The organism is Micromonospora sp. NPDC048839 (assembly GCF_040649915.1).
In the GTDB taxonomy this organism is placed as follows: Bacteria; Actinomycetota; Actinomycetes; order Mycobacteriales; family Micromonosporaceae; genus Micromonospora.
Genome location: NZ_JBEZGL010000013.1, coordinates 90,365 through 111,947, shown reverse-complemented (window position 1 = coordinate 111,947; position 21,583 = coordinate 90,365). Strand labels below are relative to the sequence as shown.

Annotated in this window: 19 protein-coding genes; 9 read left to right on the top strand and 10 right to left on the bottom strand. The window is 67.9% G+C overall.

All coding sequences use genetic code 11. From position 1 onward, the window contains the following. Window positions 1-22: 22 nt before the first annotated feature. Window positions 23-409, bottom strand: a complete 387-nt coding sequence (locus tag AB0C25_RS23890) for a peptidase inhibitor family I36 protein (RefSeq protein WP_357376458.1) — start codon at window positions 407-409, stop codon at window positions 23-25. Between the two features lie 422 nt (window positions 410-831). On the opposite strand from AB0C25_RS23890, the gene AB0C25_RS23885 reads away from it, so the two are divergent. Beyond that, entirely contained in the window at window positions 832-1,722 is an 891-nt protein-coding gene (locus AB0C25_RS23885; protein WP_357376457.1) for a cellulose binding domain-containing protein, read from the top strand. 66 nt (window positions 1,723-1,788) lie between these two features. Here AB0C25_RS23885 and AB0C25_RS23880 read toward each other — a convergent pair whose 3' ends face one another. Together AB0C25_RS23880 and AB0C25_RS23875 are read right to left on the bottom strand one after the other, a co-directional pair. Then, window positions 1,789-3,525: an L-lactate permease gene (locus AB0C25_RS23880; protein WP_357376456.1), complete on the bottom strand. Its 1,737-nt coding sequence runs from the start codon at window positions 3,523-3,525 to the stop codon at window positions 1,789-1,791. Between the two features lie 154 nt (window positions 3,526-3,679). Beyond that, the gene (locus AB0C25_RS23875; RefSeq protein ID WP_357376455.1) at window positions 3,680-4,786 is read right to left on the bottom strand and encodes an FAD-binding oxidoreductase; all 1,107 of its coding nucleotides are present in this window, start codon (window positions 4,784-4,786) and stop codon (window positions 3,680-3,682) included. Between the two features lie 219 nt (window positions 4,787-5,005). On the opposite strand from AB0C25_RS23875, the gene AB0C25_RS23870 reads away from it, so the two are divergent. From AB0C25_RS23870 to AB0C25_RS23840, 7 genes are all read left to right on the top strand, one after another. After that, window positions 5,006-5,524, top strand: a complete 519-nt coding sequence (locus AB0C25_RS23870; protein ID WP_357376454.1) for a flavoprotein — start codon at window positions 5,006-5,008, stop codon at window positions 5,522-5,524. A 113-nt stretch (window positions 5,525-5,637) separates the two neighbouring features. Then, window positions 5,638-7,158 (top strand): hypothetical protein, encoded by a 1,521-nt coding sequence (locus tag AB0C25_RS23865; protein WP_357376453.1) that lies wholly within the window; start codon window positions 5,638-5,640, stop codon window positions 7,156-7,158. Further along, the gene (locus tag AB0C25_RS23860) at window positions 7,155-7,721 is read left to right on the top strand and encodes a GNAT family N-acetyltransferase (protein ID WP_357376452.1); all 567 of its coding nucleotides are present in this window, start codon (window positions 7,155-7,157) and stop codon (window positions 7,719-7,721) included. Before AB0C25_RS23865 ends, AB0C25_RS23860 begins: the two co-directional genes overlap by 4 nt. 326 nt (window positions 7,722-8,047) lie before the next feature. Beyond that, window positions 8,048-9,646 (top strand): restriction endonuclease, encoded by a 1,599-nt coding sequence (locus tag AB0C25_RS23855; protein WP_357376451.1) that lies wholly within the window; start codon window positions 8,048-8,050, stop codon window positions 9,644-9,646. Between the two features lie 42 nt (window positions 9,647-9,688). Continuing rightward, window positions 9,689-10,339, top strand: coding sequence for a DUF4433 domain-containing protein (locus AB0C25_RS23850; RefSeq protein ID WP_357376450.1), 651 nt, complete (start codon window positions 9,689-9,691; stop codon window positions 10,337-10,339). Then, window positions 10,336-11,415 carry a macro domain-containing protein gene (locus AB0C25_RS23845; protein ID WP_357376449.1) on the top strand — a complete coding sequence of 360 codons (1,080 nt, stop codon included), beginning with the start codon at window positions 10,336-10,338 and terminating at the stop codon, window positions 11,413-11,415. The genes AB0C25_RS23850 and AB0C25_RS23845 overlap by 4 nt, the downstream gene beginning before the upstream one ends. 53 nt (window positions 11,416-11,468) lie before the next feature. Beyond that, window positions 11,469-14,555, top strand: coding sequence for a DUF3427 domain-containing protein (locus AB0C25_RS23840; RefSeq protein ID WP_357376448.1), 3,087 nt, complete (start codon window positions 11,469-11,471; stop codon window positions 14,553-14,555). A gap of 10 nt (window positions 14,556-14,565) precedes the next feature. Here AB0C25_RS23840 and AB0C25_RS23835 read toward each other — a convergent pair whose 3' ends face one another. Both AB0C25_RS23835 and AB0C25_RS23830 read right to left on the bottom strand, forming a co-directional pair. Beyond that, window positions 14,566-14,865, bottom strand: coding sequence for a helix-turn-helix transcriptional regulator (locus AB0C25_RS23835; RefSeq protein WP_357376447.1), 300 nt, complete (start codon window positions 14,863-14,865; stop codon window positions 14,566-14,568). A gap of 440 nt (window positions 14,866-15,305) precedes the next feature. Continuing rightward, window positions 15,306-16,418 (bottom strand): ricin-type beta-trefoil lectin domain protein, encoded by a 1,113-nt coding sequence (locus tag AB0C25_RS23830; protein ID WP_357376446.1) that lies wholly within the window; start codon window positions 16,416-16,418, stop codon window positions 15,306-15,308. Between the two features lie 277 nt (window positions 16,419-16,695). Between AB0C25_RS23830 and AB0C25_RS23825 the strand changes: the two genes are divergently transcribed. Continuing rightward, complete coding sequence (locus AB0C25_RS23825) at window positions 16,696-17,133, top strand: VOC family protein (protein ID WP_357376445.1); 438 nt, start codon at window positions 16,696-16,698, stop codon at window positions 17,131-17,133. Between the two features lie 130 nt (window positions 17,134-17,263). Here AB0C25_RS23825 and AB0C25_RS23820 read toward each other — a convergent pair whose 3' ends face one another. From AB0C25_RS23820 to AB0C25_RS23800, 5 genes are all read right to left on the bottom strand, one after another. Further along, the gene (locus AB0C25_RS23820) at window positions 17,264-18,508 is read right to left on the bottom strand and encodes a hypothetical protein (RefSeq protein WP_357376444.1); all 1,245 of its coding nucleotides are present in this window, start codon (window positions 18,506-18,508) and stop codon (window positions 17,264-17,266) included. Window positions 18,509-18,604: 96 nt separating this feature from the next. Then, the gene (locus AB0C25_RS23815; protein WP_357376443.1) at window positions 18,605-19,000 is read right to left on the bottom strand and encodes a VOC family protein; all 396 of its coding nucleotides are present in this window, start codon (window positions 18,998-19,000) and stop codon (window positions 18,605-18,607) included. Then, window positions 18,981-19,748 carry a metalloregulator ArsR/SmtB family transcription factor gene (locus AB0C25_RS23810; RefSeq protein ID WP_357376442.1) on the bottom strand — a complete coding sequence of 256 codons (768 nt, stop codon included), beginning with the start codon at window positions 19,746-19,748 and terminating at the stop codon, window positions 18,981-18,983. Before AB0C25_RS23810 ends, AB0C25_RS23815 begins: the two co-directional genes overlap by 20 nt. Before the next feature lie 107 nt (window positions 19,749-19,855). Then, complete coding sequence (locus tag AB0C25_RS23805) at window positions 19,856-20,992, bottom strand: epoxide hydrolase family protein (protein WP_357376441.1); 1,137 nt, start codon at window positions 20,990-20,992, stop codon at window positions 19,856-19,858. Between the two features lie 205 nt (window positions 20,993-21,197). Further along, window positions 21,198-21,578: a YciI family protein gene (locus AB0C25_RS23800; protein ID WP_357376440.1), complete on the bottom strand. Its 381-nt coding sequence runs from the start codon at window positions 21,576-21,578 to the stop codon at window positions 21,198-21,200. Window positions 21,579-21,583: the final 5 nt, after the last annotated feature.

Below are 21,583 nucleotides of genomic sequence, written 5' to 3'. Positions count from 1 at the left end.
TCGGTCGACCTGCCGCCCGCCGTCAGGGGCAGTGCCGGTCGACGTAATTCGGCCACTCCCGGTAGGGCGCGGCGTCGCTGCGCACCCGATTGCCGGCACCGATGGTGAACAGCTTGGTGTCGAAGTAGTAGAACGAGACGGACCCGCTGCCGAGGTTGTAATGCGCGGACTCGATGCGGTATTGCCACTGCCAGGAGGCGAGGTTCTGGCGGCCGCAGGAGGAGAGCCGGCCCCGCGGATATCCGAAGTTGGGAAACTCGTAGAAACAGTACCAACCCGACGGACAGTCGGCGGTGGCGAGCAACCCGACGGGCGCGCGCAGGGTGACAACGAGCTGGCCGTCCTGGTAACTGATCTCGCTGTCGTTGATCGCCTTACCTCCGGGATGCTCCGCCAGGTAATTAGCCATTTCCTGGCGTAGCTCAGCCTGGTCAGCCGTAGCGGCGCGGGCTGGAACAGGCATCATGAAAACGACCAGGAGACAGCCCAGAGCGGCGGCCAGTGATGCCTGGAAAGGGTGAGTAGCTACCATTCGACACCTCGCGATGTGAGCGCGCAGGGACCTGAAGGTGAGCATCCTCGGCCAGCTGAGCCGGGGATGCGAGACGCGGAGAATTCGTGAACCACCGCCCGACCAGCATAAGAAGCTGACCCCCCGATCGCCACCGGACAGCAGTTCGGCTCCTCCAGCGCCAGCAATACCCAAATAGGATCAATCGATCTCGTTACGCCCGACCGCTGGCGGATCCCATGGAAGTTTCATTCTCACCCTTCAACAAGATGCAGGAACAGACATTGATGGCAGCAGATAATTTCCCTACCATTCGGGACATGCGTCTCCTCCGCGTGACCGCCGCCGTCGTCCTCGCCGCGCTGGCGAGCCTGCTCGCCGTCGACGCCGCCCGTGCCGACGGCCCGGCGATCAGCACCCCCGGCGGCCCCACGGTGGTGGTCAACCAACCACACCAGCTCACCCTCAGTTGGGCACCATCCACCTGGATCGGCGATCCGGCCGCCGAGCAGCCGATCAACTACGAGGTGCAGGTGCCGCTGGGTCCGCACACGTACCGCTGGCTCGGCACGTCGATCGACAGCACGATCACGCTGACCGACCTCGCGCCCGGCACCACGTACCGAATCGCCGTTGCCGCCCGCGCACTCGGCGGCTTCTCGGACACCTCGCCCGTCACCACCGTGCGCACCGCCAACGGTCGCGCGACGGTCAGCTACCTCAATCTCGACTGGTCCCCGACCAACAACCAGATCCAGCACGCCCTGAAGGTCACCAACACCGGCGGCGGGCCGCTCGATCTGAGCACCGTGCGGGTGCGCTACCACCTGCGGTTCGAGGGCGCCAACACCTCGCTGGTGCCCAACTGCGACTGGGCCGCCCTGGGCTGTGAACGGATCCGGCAGACCGTGCAGTTCTTCATGCCACCGTCGGCCGGGCCGGCGGCGCTGACGACACCCGCACCACCGACGCCGGGCTACCCGATCCCGGGTACGCCGGTTCCTGGCTGGGTCGAGCTGACCTTCACCGGCGGCACGCTGGAGCTGGGAGAGTCGACCGGGCCGATCCAGCTACGGCATCACCGGCACAGTTGGAGTGACATCGACGAGCGCGACGACCCGAGCTGGCTCGCCGGCACCGGCCAGTGGACCGAGAACGCCCGGATCACGCTGGACGTCGACGGCGTACGCGAGTTCGGCGACGTCTCCTGACCGCGCGCCGGGCGACCCGGCGGACGCCGCGTCCGGCCGGGCCGGCGCAAGCGACTGCGGTGGCAGCTACGGCACCATCCAGCTCAACACCGGGGTCGCCTGCAGGCCGACAAGCAACGCCATCGCGCAGATCAACAGCGCGCTCCAGCCGAACATGCGGCGAAACAGGTCGCCCTCCCGGCCGCTCAGCCCCACCGCGCTCGCCGCGATCGTCAGGTTCTGCAACGAGATCATCTTTCCGACCACGCCGCCGGACGCGTTGGCGGCGGCGAGCAGCACCGGGTCCAGGCCGGCGCGCTGCGCGGCGGTGACCTGGAGCGCGCCGAACAGCGAGTTGGACGACGTGTCCGAGCCGGTGAGCGCCACACCCAGCCAGCCGAGGATCGGCGAGAGCAGCGCGAACAACCCGCCGGCACCGGCCATCCAGGTGCCCAGCGTCGCGGTCTGCCCGCTGCCGTTCATCACGAACGCCAGGGCCAGCAGCCCGCAGACGGTAAGAATCGCCCAGCGCAGCGAGACCAACGTCTGCCCGTACGCGACGAGCGCGACGCGTGGAGTGACGCGCAGGATCGCCATGGTGATCAGGCCGGCCAGTACCAGCAGCGTGCCGGTCGAGGAGAGCCAGTTGAACCGGAAGACCGGCAGCGTCGACGGCGTCCCGGACACGGTCAGCAGATGCAGTCCCGGCCAGTCGAAGGTCACGGTTACCGCGTTCAGCGCGTCCGCGACCGCGGGCACCTGCGACAGGCCGAAGATCGCCACGATCACCAGGTACGGGGCGTACGCCCGCCAGACCTCCACCGGGGCGTCCGGCCGGTCCGGAGCCAACGCCGTGCGGCTGGCCAGGGCCACCTGGCGGACCGGCTGGCCCACCGGCCCGCCCGCCGGCCCGAGTCCTGCCGGCTCTGTTGCGGACGGGGCGCCCGACGTGGCGTCTTCTGTCGTGGGCGGGGCGTCGGACGCGGCGTCGGTCACCTGGTCCTCATCGCGTCGGGGCGGCCACACCCGCGCGGTCACGGCCACGACCACGGCGCTGACCAGACCAGCGACGATGTCGGCCAGGGCCACCGAGAGGTAGTTCGACGTGAGGAACTGAGCCAGCGCGAACGACACACCGCAGGCGACTGCCACGTGCCAGGTCCCGCGCAGCCCTCGACGACCGCCGACCATGCCCACGAGCAGCAGCGGAATGAACAGCGCGATCACCGGTACCTGCCGCCCGGCCATCGCGCCCAGGTCGGCCGCCGGCAGGTCGGTGACGCGCGCCAGCGTGGTGATCGGCAGGCCCAGCGGCCCGAATGCGGCCGGCACGGTGTTGGCCACCAGCGCGACAGTGGCCGCCTTCATCGGACTGAAGCCCAGCGCCAACAACATCACCGTGGTGATCGCGACCGGGGTGCCCTGGCCGGCCAGCCCCTCCAGCAGTGAACCGAAGCAGAACGCGATCACCAGGGCCTGCACCTGCCGGTCGTCGCTGACCCGGGCGAACGAGCGCCGGAGCACGTCGAAGTGCCCGCTCGTCACGGTCATCCGGTAGATCCAGATGGCGGTGCCAAACGTCCACACGAGCGGGAACAGCGCGAACGTCGCACCTTGACTCGCGGTGAGCAGCGCCTGCCCGGTCGGCATCGAATAGACCACGATGGACGCCAGCAGGGCGACCGCGAGCGCGCCGAGCGCGGCCAGCCACGCCCGTACCCGTGCCACGCCGAGGAGTAGGAACAGGGTGATGATCGGCAGTCCGGCGACGAGGGCGCTCAACGCCAGCGAGTCGGCGAGGGGGTCCAGGGTCGGACGGTACACGCGCACCTCCGGGGAGCAGCAAGTCGGCCGGTGGATCACTGCATCGACGTAGCTCACTATTTTGATCGCCAGGACGGCCCTCCTCCATCGGCCGTAAGGCGCGTCATCGACTGCCGATGAGGTTCGGTGCGGTGGCCAGGCGCGCTGACAGCCGTCAGCGGCGGAAGCCCGCCGGCAGGTGGATACGGGTGGCGGGGATGCCGAGGGCCAGCAGCCGGGACCGGGCGCCGACCAGCATAGCGGGTGGGCCGCACAGGTAGATATCCTGGTCGGGCTGGTGGTGGCCGAGGGCGATGGTCAGGGCGTCACCCTGCTCGGCCGGGTCGGCCCACGGGTCGGCGGAGAACGCCGGCACGATCGTGAGCCAGTCGTGGGCGCATTGCAGCTTGTCGAGGGTGATCGCGTCGTACAGGTCGGTGAAGCTGCGCGCGCCGACGACGAGCGTCACCCGCCGACCATCCGGCGCGGCGGCGACCTGTTCGACCAGGGCGCGCAGCGGCGCCAGGCCGGTGCCACCGGCGACGAGCAGCAGATCGTTCGTGCGCGACGGGTCGAGGCTCAACCCGGTGTCGCCGGGTGGGCCGAGCCAGAGCAGCTCGCCGGGGCGTACCTCATGGACCAGGCGGTGGGAGACGGTGCCGGCGGGTACGGCGCGGACGTGCAGCTCGACGGTGCCGTCGGCGCGTGGGGCGTTGGCCGGCGAGAGCCAGCGCCACTGCCCCGGCCGGCGCGGCGTGCACACCGGCACCGCCTGACCTGGCTGGAAGGGCAGTCGACGCCAGGGACGTACCGTCAGGATGGCGATGTCGGGCGACGGCCGCTCGTGGCCGATCACCTGGACGTGCCACCAGGCCCGGCCGTCGCCGACGCGAGCGGCGGCCCGGCGGATGGCGTGCGTGGCGCGGCCCAGGGCGCGCTCCGCGGCGAGCGCGAGCCGTGGTGTCCACAGTGGGCGCGCGTGCCGGGCCACGGTGGCGAGCAGGGCGTCGCCGATGGTGGTGGAGTGCGGGAGTAGGTCAAGGTGACGGTACGCGCGGCCGAGCACCAGGAGCAGCGCCGCCCGACTGGCCGGGTCGCCGCTGTCGACCACGAGCTGACCCAACGCGGTGAAGAACAGTGGCGCGTCGCGGTGCGGGAGCAGGCCGGATCGGCGGTCTTCGAGGGTGCACCAGAAGTCGCCGGCGGCCCGCACGTCGACCGACGCCCAGGCGGCGGCCAGGCTGAGGCGAGTCGGGTGGTCGTCGTCGATCAGGGTGGGCATGCCAGCTCCGAGAGGTTGGCGGATCGAGCGGCACCGGGGCGGGCGGGATGGAGCTGCGCCGTTGAGGGCCGGCGCAACCCCGAAGCCAGCACCCGCCCCGGGCCATGCGTCGACTCTCGCCTCTGACCAGGCACAACGGCATGCCGCGATGATCATTGGCGGCATGCGTGGCCCGTATGCGGTCGACTACGCGTCATCCTCGTCGGGCAGACTGAGGGCATGACGGAACGTCCGGTGCTGTATCTGGTCGTCTGCGCCGCGGGTCCGGCGGAACACATCGACGAGCTGGTCGATCTGCTGATCGCTGACGGCTGGCGGGTGTGCATGATCGTGAGCCCGACCGCCCTGCGGTGGCTCGACCGGGAGGCGTTGCAGAACAAGACCGGCTATCTGGTACGCGTGGAGTGGCGGATGCCCGGCGACCCCGAGCCGCATCCGCCGGCCGATGTGGTGGTGGCCGCGCCTGTCACGTTCAACACGGTGACGAAGTGGGCGTTGGGCATCAACGACACGCTGGCGCTCGGGGTCCTCAACGAGTCGCTGGGCGCGGGGCTGCCGATCCTTGCGTTTCCGCACACCAAGGCGGAGTTGGCAGCTCATCCAGCGTATGCGGGGCACCTAGCGGTGCTGCGCGCTGCCGGTGTGGTCGTCGCAGAAGGCAAGACGCTTGCTTCGGCTGACGGCCCGGATCGTTGGGACGTGGTTATCGAGGCGCTGCGGTTGCTTCGTCCGGCCTGAGTATCTGCTCCCCCTGTTCGGCGGTCCTTGAGATATGCGTCGCGCGTATACCAGCGCTCCACGCAGCGTGTTCAATGGATAGGCTCGATGCAGCTGGATGAACGGAGCCGCCGGTGACCCACTCGAACTGCCCTCGATGTGGCGGACGGCTGGCCCGCGACAACGACAGCGGACGGTGTGCGCCGTGCCAGGCCGCCGAACGGGACCGGCTGAGCGCGCCACCGATGGTGCCGGCAAACTTCTGGGAGCACGAGCCGGTGCGACAGGCCCTCGCCGGGCGGCATCTGGGGCGGGTGATTCGGGCGTACCGATGCCATCCGTACCACGGGCGGGTCGCGTTGCCGCAGAGCGTGGTGGCCGGGTGGCTGGGGATCACGCAGGCGCAGCTCAGCCGGGTGGAGAACGGGCCGCCGCTGGTGCACCTGGATCGGCTGGCGCATTGGGCTCAGCTTCTTCGGGTGCCGCCGGGAAGTCTCTGGTTCCGCCTTCCCGATCAGCATTGCTGGACGCTGCCGAGTCCCATGGGGGGCACGACAAATAGCGCCCATGGTGACGATCAGGTGGTCGAGCGAGGCGAACGGGCAGCCATGGCGGTTAACGTGGAGCAGGCACCAAGCCAAGGGGGTGGCGCTACGGACCGACGACGCTTCAACGTACTGGCCGCACTCGCGGGACTCGCCGCAGGCGGTCACACGTACCTGCTCCCAGGGCCGCCTGCTGAGGTGCCGGGAAACATCGGCATGGAACAGGTACATCTAGCCAGCTCCCTGGTTGACGATCTGCGGCGGGCTGATGCGGCAGGCGGCGCTGACCTGCTCTGCGATGTCGCCATGCAAGCACACACCAGGCTGTCGGCCTGGGCAGCGCGGGCGAGCTACAGCCGAGAGGTCGGTGACGCGCTCCAAAGCGCCCTGGCTGATCTGTCCATCGAGGCCGCCTGGCTCGCCATCGACGCGGATCGCCGACCCGAGGCGAGGCCATACCTGCATGAGGCGATCACTCGTGCCCGAATCGCGGATGACCCACAGGTGGAAGTCCGTGCGCTCACGCACCTGTCGCTGTTGATCCGCGAGAGTCAGCCCGGCGAGTCGCTGCACTGCGCCGAAGCGGCCCTACGGATCTCTGCCGGGTGGACCACGCCTCGACTCAGCACGTTGCTGCACCTACGGAGGGCCCATGCCTACGCAGTGCTCAGGGATGCGAGTGGATTCAGCCGCGAAATGACCAAGGCCCGCCGAGAACTGGACCGGGGCACAAACGAAGATGACCAGAGCTTCGTGCACTTCGTGAACGAGCAAGAGCTGAACGGAATCGAAGGGCTCTCACACCTCGCTCTCGACAGGCCCGAGCGCGCTGTTCGGTCCTTGCGCGCGATCACTGAAAACCCCTCGCCTAGCCACCGGCGGAACCAGGTCTACTACACGGTGCGTCTCTCGGAGGCGGCGTACCAGCAGGGCGACGTCAACGAAGCGGCGCGTATAGCTCTGGACGTCCTGCCCGCGGTACGTCAGATCAACTCAAAGCGTGTGAGTCAACATCTCGCGCAGGTGCGCAGGAAGTTGGCTGCGCCACGGCAGGCAACCACGACGACCCGCCAGTTTGTTGACGCCTACGACCAGGCGGTGAGCCCGTGATCGAGGGGCTGCGACTCCGCCATCACAGCGCCGACGAGGCTGAGGGGATCCTTGACCAGCTTGTGGACCTCTACCTGGAGGTCTACGCGGGCGGTGGCGAGTTTTACAGCGAGGACCGCTACCGGCGTCAGCTCGACCTCCACATGCAGCGAGTTGACTGGGAGCTGGTTACCGCAACTATCGATGGGGCTTTAGTCGGCTACATCTATGGCTTCCCACTTCCTCCACAGACACGGTGGTGGGAGGGCATCCACGAGCCTGTGCCACCCGGGTTCACCGAGGAGGACGGGAAGCGCACCTTCGCGCTCAGCGAACTGCTGGTGCACTCCGCCTGGCGGCGTCAAGGCATCGCGAGGGCGCTGCACGATGAGCTGGCCCGCAGCCGGGCAGAGCCCCGAATGACGCTCTTGGCCCGTCCTGACAATATCGCCGCCCAGACCGCATACGGTTCCTGGGGCTGGAACAAGATCAGCAAGCTGCAACCGAACTGGGAAAATGCACCAATCTTCGACGTCTTGGTTCGCAACGCCGCAGGGAGCCGCACGTTTTTAAGTGGGCACTAGGGCAGTCCGGGGACTGAGAGTGAAGGGCAGGGGAAGGTTTAGCAATCGGTCTCGACAAGCACTAACGCTACCTTTGCCCGACGCCACCTTACAGCTCTCGTGCGCATAGAGGTTAACTCCCGGCCAAGTGCAGCAATCGGAGTCGACCCAGCCGCAACGCAGAGATGATTCTGTCTGAGATCCGACACTGCGAACGCTAATGAATACGAACAAGGCAGGACGTAAGGTACTCCCATAATCGGGAGCGCGGCCAAGCAGCGGGTGTCGGGATGCTCGATTGCTGGCTATGGTGTTCGGACCGCAGTCGTCGCGACCTTAGGAATAGCGTGGGGATTCTCAAGGAAATGCAGCGGGCGCAGGCTCGCCAAGAGCGCGCCCAAAGGCAGGCTCAAGCCGCCGCTTACCGGCATCATCAGCATCTTCACCGCGAGGCAGATCGCGCCAGGAAGGCCGCAGAGCGCGCGTCGGTCGCTAATGAACGAGAGCGCAAGCGACTCTACGCTGAGGCGCGCATCGCCGAGGTCGCAGCAAGCAACTCGGACCTGCAGGCACGTATAGACGAGCTCGACGGCTTGCTGCTGGCCACGCTTGACGTAGACGATCACATTGATTTTCGGCGGCTTCATAAATCTCTGAAGCACCCGCCCTTCCAGCCTGGATCCCTTAGCACGCCCCTGTCACCACCGGACTGGCGACGCTTCGAACCGATTGCTCCGTCTGGGATTGGGAAGCTATTCGGCGGCCAGACTAAATATCAGCAGCAACTCGCTCAGGCCCAACATGCCTTCGGGCAGGCTCAGGCGCAGCATGCAGCCGCCGAGGCCGAACGGCAGCGCCGCCTGGCCGTCGCATACCAGGAATACCAGCAGGGACGATCGAAAGTCGAAGCCGAGACCAAGGCACACAACGCCGAGGTCGATCGCTTTGCGGCCGCAGTGGCCGCCGGAGACCCAGCAGCGGTGGTGGACTACTTTGGGATGGTGCTCGGCAACTCGGTCTATCCCGACGATTTCCCCCAGCACTACCGCTTGGCATACGTGCCCGAATCCCGGCAGCTCGTGGTGGAATACAACCTACCGACGTTGGACGTAATTCCAGCTGTGCGGGAGTGCCGCTACGTCAAAGTGCGCGATGAGATCAGCACTGTGGCGCGCCCAGCGAAGGAAATAAAGGAACGCTACGCAAGCACCGTGAGCCAAGTGACTCTACGGACCATCCACGAACTCTTCGAGTCCGACCGTGCTGGGTTGGTAGACACGATCGCCTTCAACGGCATCGTCGACACAACCGACCCGCGCACCGGCACTTCTGTCCAGCCCTGCCTTGTGACACTCCGCACGACCGGCGACGCATTTACTGCATTGAATCTGCGCAGCGTCGATCCTGCCGCATGCCTGCAGCACCTTAACGCCTCGGTGTCGAAGCGTCCCGAGGCCCTTGCGCCAGTTCGACCGGTACTTGAGTTCGACATGGTAGATAAGCGCTTCATCGATGAAGTCGACGTGCTCGCTGACCTCGACCAGCGGCCGAACCTCTTGAGGCTGACGCCGAACGAGTTCGAAAGCCTCATCCAGAACCTATTCGCCAAGATGGGCCTAGACACTAAACAAACGCGCGCATCACGGGACGGCGGCGTAGACTGCGTGGCCTTCGATCCCCGACCCATTTTCGGTGGCAAGGTCGTCATTCAGGCAAAACGCTACCGCAATACAGTAGATGTTTCCTCAGTCCGCGACCTATTTGGGACCCTGCAGAACGAAGGCGCATCTAAGGGGATCTTGGTGACAACGAGCGGATTTGGTCCCGCCTCATACGAGTTCGCCTCCGGCAAACCACTTGAGTTAATCGACGGCTCGAACCTGCTCTACTTACTCGCCGAACACGGGGACGTCAAGGCCCGCATCGATCCAACTGACCTGGACTGATCTATGCCGGGGCCAGCCGGTCAGCCAAGCCATACTAGGATCTTGCACTTCACCCACATCGAGAACTTGCCAGCCATCCTCGCCGCAGGCCGGCTCTTCGCCGACAGCATGGTCGGCACCAGGCTAGCCAGGAACGTGGGTGCTTCCGATATCAAAGCCAGCCGCCGTCGACGAGTCGTCCCATGCCCTCCCGGTGGGGCGGTGGCCGACTACGTGCCCTTCTACTTCGCTCCGCGTTCACCGATGATGTTCCGGATCGCGCGGGAGCATCAGGACGGAAGGCAGGGTTGCTACCCAGACGGGGACGATCCGCTGGTCTACCTCGTGAGCTCGCTGGAGAAGGTGCATCACGCCCAGTTGAGATGGGTCGCAAGCGACGGCAACTGCGCCGCAACCTTGACAAGGTTCTCGGGAGTTCTGGACGACCTTGCTGAACTCGTCGACTGGGCGTTGATGAGCGAGCGGATCTGGAAGAACCTGCCCGAAGACCCCGACCGGGTCCGGCGTCGAATGGCCGAACTGCTGGTCCACCGTGAGTTCCCTCTCGATCTACTGGCGGGCTACGTCGTACGGACGCCGGCGCGACAGGAACAGCTGAGGCAGGTCTTACGGGATGCTGGCATCATCGACGCGTACGTTGATGTCAGACCTAACTGGTACTACGGGTTCCGACGGGGGGAGGCACGCGAATGATCGTCACTGCGCACGGCAACCTGCTGACCGCTGACGTCGAGGCCCTGGTCAACACCGTCAACACCGTGGGTGTGATGGGCAAGGGGATAGCTCTGCAGTTCAAGCGCGCCTACCCGGCGAACTACGCCGCCTACCGGGCAGCCTGCGCCGCCGGGGAGGTCAAACTAGGTCAGATGTTCCTGTTTGATTCAGCTCTCCTCGGCCCTAGACGCTACGTGATCAACTTCCCGACCAAGGGTCACTGGCGCACCAGTTCAAAGCTGAAGGACATCAAGGACGGCCTCAACGACCTCGTTCGCGTCGTCCGTGACCGTGGGATCTCCTCGCTCGCTGTGCCCGCCCTGGGATGCGGCAACGGAGGGCTGGACTGGGAGGAGATCCGGCCGTTGATAGAGCGGAGCTTCGCTGACCTACCGGAGGTTCGGGTTCTGCTGTTTCCGCCGGAAGGCGCTCCCAACCCTGCGGATATGCCAGTGGCAACGACCAAGCCTCCGCTGACTCCTGGCCGCGCCACCCTCCTCTGCGCCATCGCCCGCTACCTCGATCGGGCAGGTGCGCTGGAGCCTCGGGATGGGGTGACCGTGCTGGAAATCCAGAAGATCGCCTATTTCCTTCAGGTTCTGGGGCAGCCCCTCCGGCTGAAATTCAACCGGGGACGGTATGGACCTTATGCCGACAACCTGAACCAGGTCCTCGACCGACTTGAAGGGCATTACCTAACCGGCTATGGCGACCGCAGTGCCCGGGTCGAAGAATTCCAGCCAATCCGCCTGACAGCCGGAACGACGGAGGCCGTGTCAGCATGGTTGGAACCGCACGGATCACCAACACGGCATTCGTTGGAGCGGCTGGCCAGCTTGGTTGAGGGCTTCGAGGCGCCATACAGCCTCGAATTGTTGGCCACTGTGCACTACGCCGCTGAAATGACTCCTCCAACCAGCGAAATCAGTGAGTTGATCGAGCGAGTCCAGGCTTGGAGTGGCCGCAAGGCGAGGTTGTTCACCCCAGCGCATATACGGATGGCGTACGAACGCCTGCAGTCAGTAGGTTTACTCCCCGTTCTGACCAACAGCTAAACAATTCGTGTTCCGGGTCCACGGCCCGGCGCCGTAACTGCTTAGCTGTGCGGATGACGGATCTTGAGCGGGGCGTCTACGAGCACCTGATCACCCGTGACCTGGCCGACCGACTCCAGCACGTCGACCCCGCCCTGGTCCAGCACCACAAGCTCGACCCCGCCGATGCCCACCAAACCCTGGCCCGCCACCTCGCCACCCTGGCAGCCCGCGCCCTCCAAGCCGTCCCCAACGGAGACGACAAGCTCCACCACCAGATCGCAATGGCGAACCAGATCGCCGACGCCATCGCCGCCCTCAGCCCGAAAGCGGCAACACACCAGGACCAGGTGACCGACGCCAAGCACCTGCTCCACGCCATCGCCGCCCCACCAACCCCACCGGCCCTGCCAGCCTTCCCGCAGCGCCCCACCACCCCCCTCTCCACCGGCGCCCTGCTCGTCAACGGCCGTCACCAGCCCCGTATCGGCCACGAGGTCAACCACGAGATGGCGTCGGCCGAGAGCGTCGACCTGCTCTGCGCGTTCATCAAGTGGTACGGCCTGCGCATCGTCGAGCCAGCCATCCGCGAGCTGATCGCCCGAGGCGGCAAGGTCCGCGTCATCACCACGACCTACCTCGGCGCGACCGATCAGCGAGCGCTCGACCGGCTAGAAGAGCTGGGCGCCGAGATCAAGGTGTCGTACGAGACGAGGACGACAAGACTGCACGCCAAGGCGTGGCTGTTCCGCCGCGACAACGGCACCACCACCGCGTACGTCGGCTCGTCGAACCTGTCGAAGACCGCGCTCGTGGACGGCGTGGAGTGGAACGTCCGCATCTCGAACATCGAGCAGCCGCACGTCATCGACACGTTCACGGCGACGTTCGAGGACTACTGGAACGATCCGGCGTTCGAGACGTACGACGCGACCAGGGACGCCGAACGGCTACGGCACGCGTTGAGCGGGGAGCGCCGCGACCAGGCACCCACCGAGATCTCGAACCTGGACGTACGCCCGTACCCGTATCAGGCCGAGATCCTGGCCGACCTGGACGCCGAGCGGCTGGTGCACGGGCGTTGGCGCAACCTGGTGGTGATGGCGACCGGGACCGGCAAGACCGTCGTCGCCGCCCTCGACTACCGCCGCTTGAACAAGGCAGGGAGGGCAGACTCGCTGCTCTTCGTCGCCCACCAGGAGCAGATCCTGCGGCAGAGCCTGTCGACGTTCCGGCAGGTCATGGGGGACGGCAGCTTCGGCGAAACGCTCGTCGGGGGCGAGAGGCCGAACGGCTGGAAGCACGTCTTCGCCTCCATCCAGTCGCTGCACCGCCGGGAGGTCGACCCCGAGGCGTACGACATGGTGATCGTGGACGAGTTCCACCACGCGGAGGCACCGACGTACGCGCGGCTGTTGGAGCGGCTGCGTCCCCGCGTACTCCTCGGGTTGACGGCGACGCCCGACCGGGCCGACGGCGGCGACGTGCGCCGGTGGTTCGACGGCCGCGCGGCCGTTGAGCTGCACCTGTGGGAGGCGTTGGAGCGGCAGTTGTTGGCGCCGTTTCAATATTTCGGGTTGCACGACGACGTTGACCTGTCGCAGGTCACCTGGAAGCGCGGGCAGGGTTACGACCTGGCGGAACTCAACGTCCTCTACACCGGCAACCACGCTCGGGCACGGTCGGTGCTGCGTGCGGTCGGCGACAAGGTGGACGTCGGGCGGATGCGGGCGCTCGGGTTCTGCGTGAGCATCGGGCACGCGGAGTTCATGGCCGACTGGTTCCGGCAGCACGGCGTCGAGGCGGCGGCGGTGACGTCGGGAGTGGACCGCGCGACGCAGAAGGGGATGCTGGGGGACTTCAAGGCCGGCAAGCTGCGGGTCCTCTTCACCGTGGATCTGTTCAACGAGGGCGTCGACCTGCCGATGGTCGACACGATCCTGATGCTGCGGCCCACCGAGAGCGCCACGATCTTCCTGCAACAGCTCGGTCGTGGCCTGCGCCTGGACGACGACAAGCCCTGTCTCACGGTGCTCGACTTCATCGGTGGGCAGCACGCCAACTTCCGCTTTGACCTCCGGTGGCGTGCCCTGACCGGGGTGAGTCGACGGGCGATCACCGAGGCGGTCCGCGACGACTTCCCGAGCCTGCCGAGTGGCTGCCACGTCGAACTGGACCGGGTGGCGAAGGAGGTAGTGCTCGCCAACCTGAAGAGCGCGCTGCCCACCTCGAAGGCCGGTCTGGTGTCTGAGCTGCGGCAACTCGAGGACGTCAGCCTGGCCACGTTCCTTCGTGAGACGGGCCTGGAGATCGAGGACGTGTACCGCTCGGCCAGCATCGGCGGCTGGACCGGGCTGCGGCGGCTCGCCGGCATCGAGACGTCCGCGCCCGGCGAGGTTGACCGGGACCTGGGCCGCGCCATCGGCCGCATGCTGCACACCGACGACGTCGACCGGCTGGAGCTGCTGACCCGGGTCGCGGCCGGACCGCCCGCGCCAGGTCAGCAGGTGTACGCGGGCAACGGCCGCCTGTTGGACATGCTGCACTTCAGCCTCTGGGGGCCGAACGCACCCCTGACCGGGCGCGACGAGCGGTTGACAGGACTGTGGAAGAACCCGGCGCGCTGCATCGAGTTGCGGCAGGTAGCCGAGGTGCTACGGGACCGCATCCATCGGGTCACGCCGACTGTCGCTCCGGGTGGGGTGCCGTTGCGGGTGCACGCCCGCTACAGCCGCAACGAGGCCTGCGCCGCCTTCGGGATGACCAACCCGGGCTCGCTGCGCGAGGGGGTGAAGTGGCTGCCCGACGCCGGAGCTGACCTGTTCTTCGTCACCCTGGTCAAGTCGGAGGCGCACTACTCCCCCACCACCATGTACGCCGACCGGGCCATCACCGACACCCTGTTCCAGTGGGAGTCGCAGAGCACCACCTCGGCGGCCTCGGCGACGGGGCAGCGCTACGTCTCGGGTGGCTCGACCGTGCACCTCTTCGTGCGGGAGACCCGAATCGCCGACCGTGACCTGGGTGCCCCGCCGTACCTGTACGCCGGCACCATGACGTACGAGTCGCACACCGGCGACCGGCCGATGCGGATTCTCTGGCGGCTCCACCACGCCCTACCCGCCGACGTCTACGCCACCGCCCGGACGATCGCCGCCTAAACCTGCTCGGTCAGGCGGCGTCCGCGTTCGGCGTGAACCTGACGTCGAGCCGCCTGTCCAGGGCACGCGCGAGGCGTTCCAGGACCGGCAGCGTCGGCACGGTGCCACCTGCCTCGAAGCGGGCCACCGCAGACTGAGTCATGCCAGCGGCTCGCGCCAACTGGCTCTGGCTCCAACCATGCCCCTCCCGCAGGTGGCGCACCTCTTCACCAAGCTCGAAGGCGATCCGGGTGGCCTCGTACGTCTCGGCTGCCCCCGGCTCAGCCATCCGACGCTCACGCAGGTCATTCCAATCCAGGCGATCAGTCATCGCTCTGCCCCCTGCCCATAGCATCGATGCTATGGGCTGCTCGGTTATACGAGAGCTTCATCCGAATGCGTGTCGTCGATCGTCATGGCGCCGATCTCTCGTGAGACGCCTGGTGCCGCCCTGACGACGGCTGCCCTGGAGTATGTCGGCGAGCCTCGCCGCGCACCTCGATGTCTGGGGTCATACGACGCTGACCGAGGCGCAGTCATCAACCGGCTCTGCTCCGAGCCGCATGACGCGGCTCGACTGTCGTCGGACCGCCGTCACCTCAATAGGCGATATACCTGTGAGTCATAAATATGACGCACAGGTATACCGCTCACAACGACAGGGACCGCTCGGGCGCGACACACCGCCCGCATCGGACGGCCAACGCGCCGCGCGCGGTGCCCGCCTCCTCTCCGACTACGCCTTCGTCGTCAGCCATCGTGTTGGCTGTTTCATCGGCGACTGAACTGCTGGTTGGCCTGGCCGGTGCAGGTCCAGAGGACGAGCTTCGTGCCGTTGGCGGTGCCCTGGTTGTACGGGTCCAGGCAGAGGCCGGACTGCACTCCGGTGATGGTGCCGTTCGCGTTGACGTTCCACTGCTGGTTCGTGCCGCCGTGGCAGTCGTAGATGGTGACCTGGGTGCCCGGCGCGGTGCTGTTGCCGGCGGCGTCGAGGCACTTGTTGCCGTAGACGGTGAGCGCCTTGCTGGACGTGTAGGTCCACTGCTGGTTCGTACCGCCGTGGCAGTCCCACAGGTTCAGCTGGGTGCTGTTGGTGGTGGAGTAGCCGGGGACGTCGACGCACCTGCCGGACCGGGTGCCCACGATCGTGGTGGTCTGTCCGCCGCCGCTGCCCGGGTTGCCGATGCTGCCGGGCACCGACTGCAACGCGCTGTACCAGCGGGCGGCCATCTTGTCGTAGCCGCCGGCGGTGGGGTGAACGCCGTCGATCAGGTCGGCGGTGGTGAGGGCGCTGTGCATGTCGACCAGGTGCACCCGCTTGCCGGCGTTGACCTTGCTCTGGACGATGCCGGGGATCGCCGCGTTGAAGGTGCGGTTGGCCGCCTCCTGGCCACTGTTGGAGAGCGGGATGAGCTGCGCCACGAACACCTCGGCGGTGGGCGCGGTGGTGGTGATCTTGTCGATGAGGGTGGAGAGGCGGTTCGGCGCGGTGCTCACGTTGTAGTTCTGCAGGATGTCGTTGGTGCCGATGTGCAGCAGGACGGTCTGCGGTCGTTGGGTGTTCAGCCAGCCGACGATGTTCGCGTCGATCTGGTCGATGCGCCAGCCGGGATGCCCCTGGTGGTCGTGGTCACCCAGGCTGGCCGGCCCGTTGAACTGCGATCCGACGAAGTCCACCGTGTACCGGTTGGTGGCGAGACGCTGCCAGAGCCCGATGCGGTACCCGCCCGGCACCTGGGTGCCCTCGGTGATGGAGTCGCCGAGCGGCATCACCCGTACCCCACCGTTGGATTCCGCACTGGCCGGACCGGTGGGTGCCACCACGCCGGCGATGACGACACCGAGCGCGGCGAGCGTCGCGAGCCATCGTGCCCTCGTTCGCATAGCTGTCTCCCCTGGATTGGTCGAGCTGGCCGAGGGCATGGGCCGGCCGGTGGAGCTGCCACGGGCAGCCGGCATCCGTCTGGGAGCGGGGCCGGCCGGACCGAGCAGCCGCCGGCTGCCGGGGTTCACCCGGCGGGCGCCGATCGTCAGATCGGCATGGCGTCACTGCCTCAGCACTGGGACGAGTGTGAGCGTTAACAGAGAAGAGTGTAGATTCCTCGGATTGCTCTGGTCTACCTTGCCGCGCCCCCGGGCGCTGGCGCGTTAGGTTACGAGGATGGAGCAGCGGATCAGCCTGATCACCCTCGGCGTCTCGGACCTGACGCGCGCCAAAGCCTTCTACGAGCACCTCGGCTGGCACGGCCAGGAGGTCGAGGAGACGGTCTTCCTCCAGGCCGGCGGCCTGGCCCTGGTGCTGTGGAGCCGGGACAAGCTGGCCGCCGACGCGGGAGTCCCCAACCCGGACACCGGCGGCTTCGGCGGAATGACCCTGGCCCAGAACGTCCGCTCGCGGGCGGAGGTCGACGAGGTGATGGCCACCGCGGGCAAGGCCGGCGCCGAGGTGACCCAGCCGGCGCGGGAGACGTTCTACGGCGGCTACGCCGGCTACTTCGCCGACCCGGACGGTCACGTCTGGGAGATCGCCTGGAACCCCGGCTTCACCCTCGGCCCGGACGGCTCCCTCACGCTCCCCGACTTCAGCGCGACGACCTGACCCGACCGCAGCAGCGAAGGCAACGGAGACCGCCCGCTCCGCAGCGGCAAGGGCAACGGAGACCGACCCGACCGCAGCGGCGAAGGCGACGAAGGCCGAGGTCCGGACCCGAGACGGCAACGGCCCGAGATCACGGCCCGGTCGACGGGCAGAGCAGCCGGTCCACAAGCGGCAGCAGGAGATCCAGGCACGCCGTCATCAGGGCGGGTTCGGGCGGCACGGTCGGCGACGGTGAGCCCGGCCAGGCCGCCGTGGGCGGGTCGGTCGGCGTGGGAGTGGGCGTCGGCGTCGCGCTGACCGACGGGGCGGGAACGCTGGACGGGGCCGGCTCGATGAGCGGCACCGGCGCGGTGGTTGGCACCGGCTCGATGAACGGCAGCGGAGCGGTGGTGGGGACCGGCGCAGCCGCCACAGCGGCGGGCGGCACCGGCGCGGCGGGCCGCGGCCGATTGGCCGCCGGAGGTCGTACCGGACGGGCGGGCGTGCTCGGGCTCGGCGGTGCCACCAGGACGGAGGGCGCCCGCACCGAGGCGGTCCGCACGATCGGCTGACCCGTCGCGATGGTCGCCGCTTCCGCCCGGCGCAGAGGGCCGGCCTGCTGCGGTCCCACAGCGCCGGGGCTTAACGTCGCGAACACCACAGCTGCGACGGCGGCAGCCCCCAGAGCCCGCCGGTCGGGGCGTACCGCCGTCATTGGCGCGTCGTCGGGTGCCGCCAACACCGGAGGCGCGGGCCGGGCGTGCCGGTGGGCGGCCAGCAGGGCGTCGACCTGCGCGCTGACGGCCGCGCGATCGGCGGTGGCCGCGAGGGTGAGATAGAAGCGGAAGTTCACCACGGCGGCGGCCGGGACCAGCAGCCCGGAGAGTCGGTGCCGAGGTCGCGCGGACTCGGCAGATCCGCGACCGTCAACGGGCAGCAGGGTGACCGGCACGTCGGGGTGGTGGGCGGGGCCGACCAGGTCCGCGTACCGCCACTCGCGCCGGTGCTCGCGGCCGGCGAAGGCCACGCGATGGCTGGTCACGACGACCATCCCGGTGTCGAGCACCCGCAGGCCCGCTGGCAGCGCCGCGTGAACGGTGTCGGCGAAGTCGCAGGGACCTGGCGTGGGCAGGCCGGGGACGTGTCGCGCCTCGGCCTCGACGAGCGTGGCGACGGGAAGGACGCGGAAGACGAGTTCGCCGTGGTCGAGGTCCACGGGCAGGCCGGTGCGGGGCTGCGTACACCCGAGGAAGCCGGCGGCTTCGATGCGGAGCCGGACCAGGTGGTCGTCGTGGCGCAGCCAGGCGTCGGTGGCGTCACGGTACGCGCGCTGCCGGCGCTCGTTCTCGCGCTCGGCCCAGGCGATCCGCCAGGGGGCGCAGGCCACAGAGGTCACGGTCACACGCGGTACAACCGCTCATGTACGTGACAGGGAACGCGACCACGATCGATGCATCCCGTTGCGCCCGAAAGAAGAGAATTGACGGACAGGTCAGGCAGGGGCGGGCGCGAAGAGTTCGACGGGGTTGCCGGCCGGGTCGTCCAGGACGATCTGCCGACCACCCGGACCTGTGACGACGTCGCTGCGGAAGGCGACCCCGGCGGCGCGCAGCCGGGCAACCTCCGCGTCGATGTCGGCGACGATCAGGTGGATGCGGTTCCAGCCGCCGGGGTGCGGACGGCGTCCGTCCGGTATCGACCGCCCAGCGGAACTGTCCGGGCCGGACAGCAGTAGCCGCAGGTTGCCGCGTCGGACGTCGGCGAAAGCGGGCAGGAATGCGTGGGCCGACGTGAAGCCGAGGTGGGTGGTGTAGAAGTCGATCGCGGCGGCGACGTCATCGACGAGGTAGCGCACGCTCACGGTGTTGTCATTGGTGGGGCTGGTCATGATGCCTTCTCTCGTGGACGGCGAGTGTGTACAGCAGGAAACTGACGCGTTGGGCGAGGTCGTCGGCGACCCGCTGGAAAGCGGGCAACCCGTCGGGATCGGCGGCCGGGTCCGGAATGCTCCAGTGCACGAGCCGTGGATGTTCGAGGAACTCGGGGCAGACCTCCTTGACCCGGTCGCAAAGGGTGATCACGACGTCGAACCGCTGACCGGTGAACTGGTCCACGTGTTTGGGCAGCGCCTTGGTGAGGTCGATGCCGCGCGCTGCCATGGCGCTTGTCGCGTGCGGATGGACCGGCTTGGGTTGGCTTCCGGCGCTGTATGCCGCCACGGTGCCGGAGGTGCGTTCTCGCAGCAGCGCCTCGGCCATCTGCGACCGCGAACTGTTGCCCGTGCACAGGAACAGCACTCGTCCGGTCACCGCGGTGGCCGGCGTGGGCGGAGTGAGCCGCAGCCCGGGGTGCAGGGCAGCGCCGGTGCCGGACAGCAGGTCGCCGCAGTGGGCCAGGGCGAGCGAATAGTAGGTGTCGCGGCCGTCGGCGCTACTGCGCCGCGCGGTCACCAACTCGGCCTTGCGCAGTTTGCCGAGGTGATAGGAGACGAGGTTCTGCGGTTGGCCGAGCAGCGCCGTCAGCTCGTGCACGGCAAGGTCACTGTGGGCCAGCTCGCTGATCAACCGCCACCGCACCGGGTGCCCGACGGCGGTCACGAACCCGGGCGGTGCGATGGTGCCGGCTGCATCTGACATCACAGCCCCACATTACATCAAACTGATTTGATGTAATGTGCACTTGCGGCGCGAGTGAGACCAGGCGGCGGAGCCGGCCGTGTTGAGCGCGGCTCCGCCGCCGCGCATCACCCGCGCAGCGAGGTGAAGAACCGCCTCAGCTCATCGGCCAACAGGTCCGGCTCCTCCAGTGGCAGGAAGTGCCCGCCCCGGCCCGGCTCGCTCCAGTGCCGGATGTCGGTGCAGGCCCGCTCGGCGATCTCGCGCGGGAAGTTGGCCTGCGAGGGCTCGGTGCTCACCGTGAACGCCGCCGGCACTTCGATCATGGGTCGTGGGGTGTTGTGGTCGAAGTCGGCGTACTGCCGGAACGACGAGCCGATCGAGCCGGTCACCCAGTAGAGGGTGATGATGGTGAGCAGGGTGTCCCGGTCGATGCTGTTGGCCAGGTCGCCGTGGTTGTCGGTCCAGTCCCGGTACTTGTCGACGAGCCAGGCGGCCAGCCCGGCCGGTGAGTCGGCGAGTGCCGCCGCGAGGGTGTCCGGGCGGGTGCCCATGATGGCGCTGTAGCCGCCGTCGGTCTCGTCGTACGCGGCCTCGGCGTCCAGGTACGCCTGCTCGGCCGCCGACAGTGGACGGGCGTCGAAGCTGGCCGGGAACGGTGGGTGGATCAGGTGGATGCCGGCGACATGTTCGGGGTGCAGGGCACCGAGCCAGCCGGTCACCACACCCCCGACGTCGCCGCCGAAAGCACCGTACCGCTCGTAGCCGAGCACCTCGGTCATCAGCTCGTGCAGTGTCCGGGCGAGGAGTGCCCGGGTCACCGGCTCGTCCGGGACCTCGGAGAAGCCGAAGCCCGGCAGCGAGGGCACCACCACGTCGAACGCGCCGCCGGGCCGATCGGGGTCGGTCAGGCGGTCGACAAGCGGCAGCATCTCGACGAAGCTGCTGGGCCAGCCGTGGCTCAGCAGCAACGGCAACGGCGTGGGCGCACCGGCTGGGCGCGCCGCCCGGACGTGCAGGTAGTGCAGCTTCCGGCCGCCGACGACTGCCAGGTGGTGGGGGTACGCGTTCAGCTCGGTTTCGCGCGCTCGCCAGTCGAACCCGTCGTGCCAGTAGGACACCAGGTCCCGCAGGTAGTCGGGGTCGACGCCGCCCTGCCACGGCTGGTGGCCGCTGCGGTCGGTGAAGCGGGTACGGGCCAGTCGGGCCCGCAGGTCGTCGAGGACCGCATCGGGTACGTCGATGCGGAACGGGGAGATGGACATGTGTCCTCCGAGAACGGAGGGCGCACTCCCCGACGCGAGTGGTCAGCTGAGGGGGACGGCCGAGAAGAGCGCCCAGGATTGACGTCGGGTGGTCACCGGGCTCACCTCCTTCTCGTGGCTGACGAAGATCACCCTACCCATTCCCCGGCCGGGCGTGAACGTCGGACCGCCGCCCGGGTCACCCGGGCGGCGGCGCGACGAGGGGTCAGCCCGGCTGGCCGGCCTCGGGAGCCTCGTAGACCCGGCGGATGTCCACCTCCACCTCGCCGATCGTCTCGGTGAAGACGTCGACGAACCGTCGTCCCCAGTGCACGGCCTCCTCGTGGGAGCGCACGTCGACGAGCGCGAACCCGGCGATCAGTTCCTTGGTCTCGGTGAACGGCCCGTCGGTGACGGTGGTCGTGCCACCGCGCACGGTGATCCGGGTGGCGTCGGTGACGGTCGGGCAGAGCCCTTCGGCGGCGACCAGGATCCCGGCCTGCGCGACCTCCTTCATGAAACCTTCCATCCGGGCCATGAACTCCGGGCTCGGGTTGAACGCTCCGGGCAGGTTCTCGTCGAGCTTGTGCATCATCATGTAGCGCATCGGTG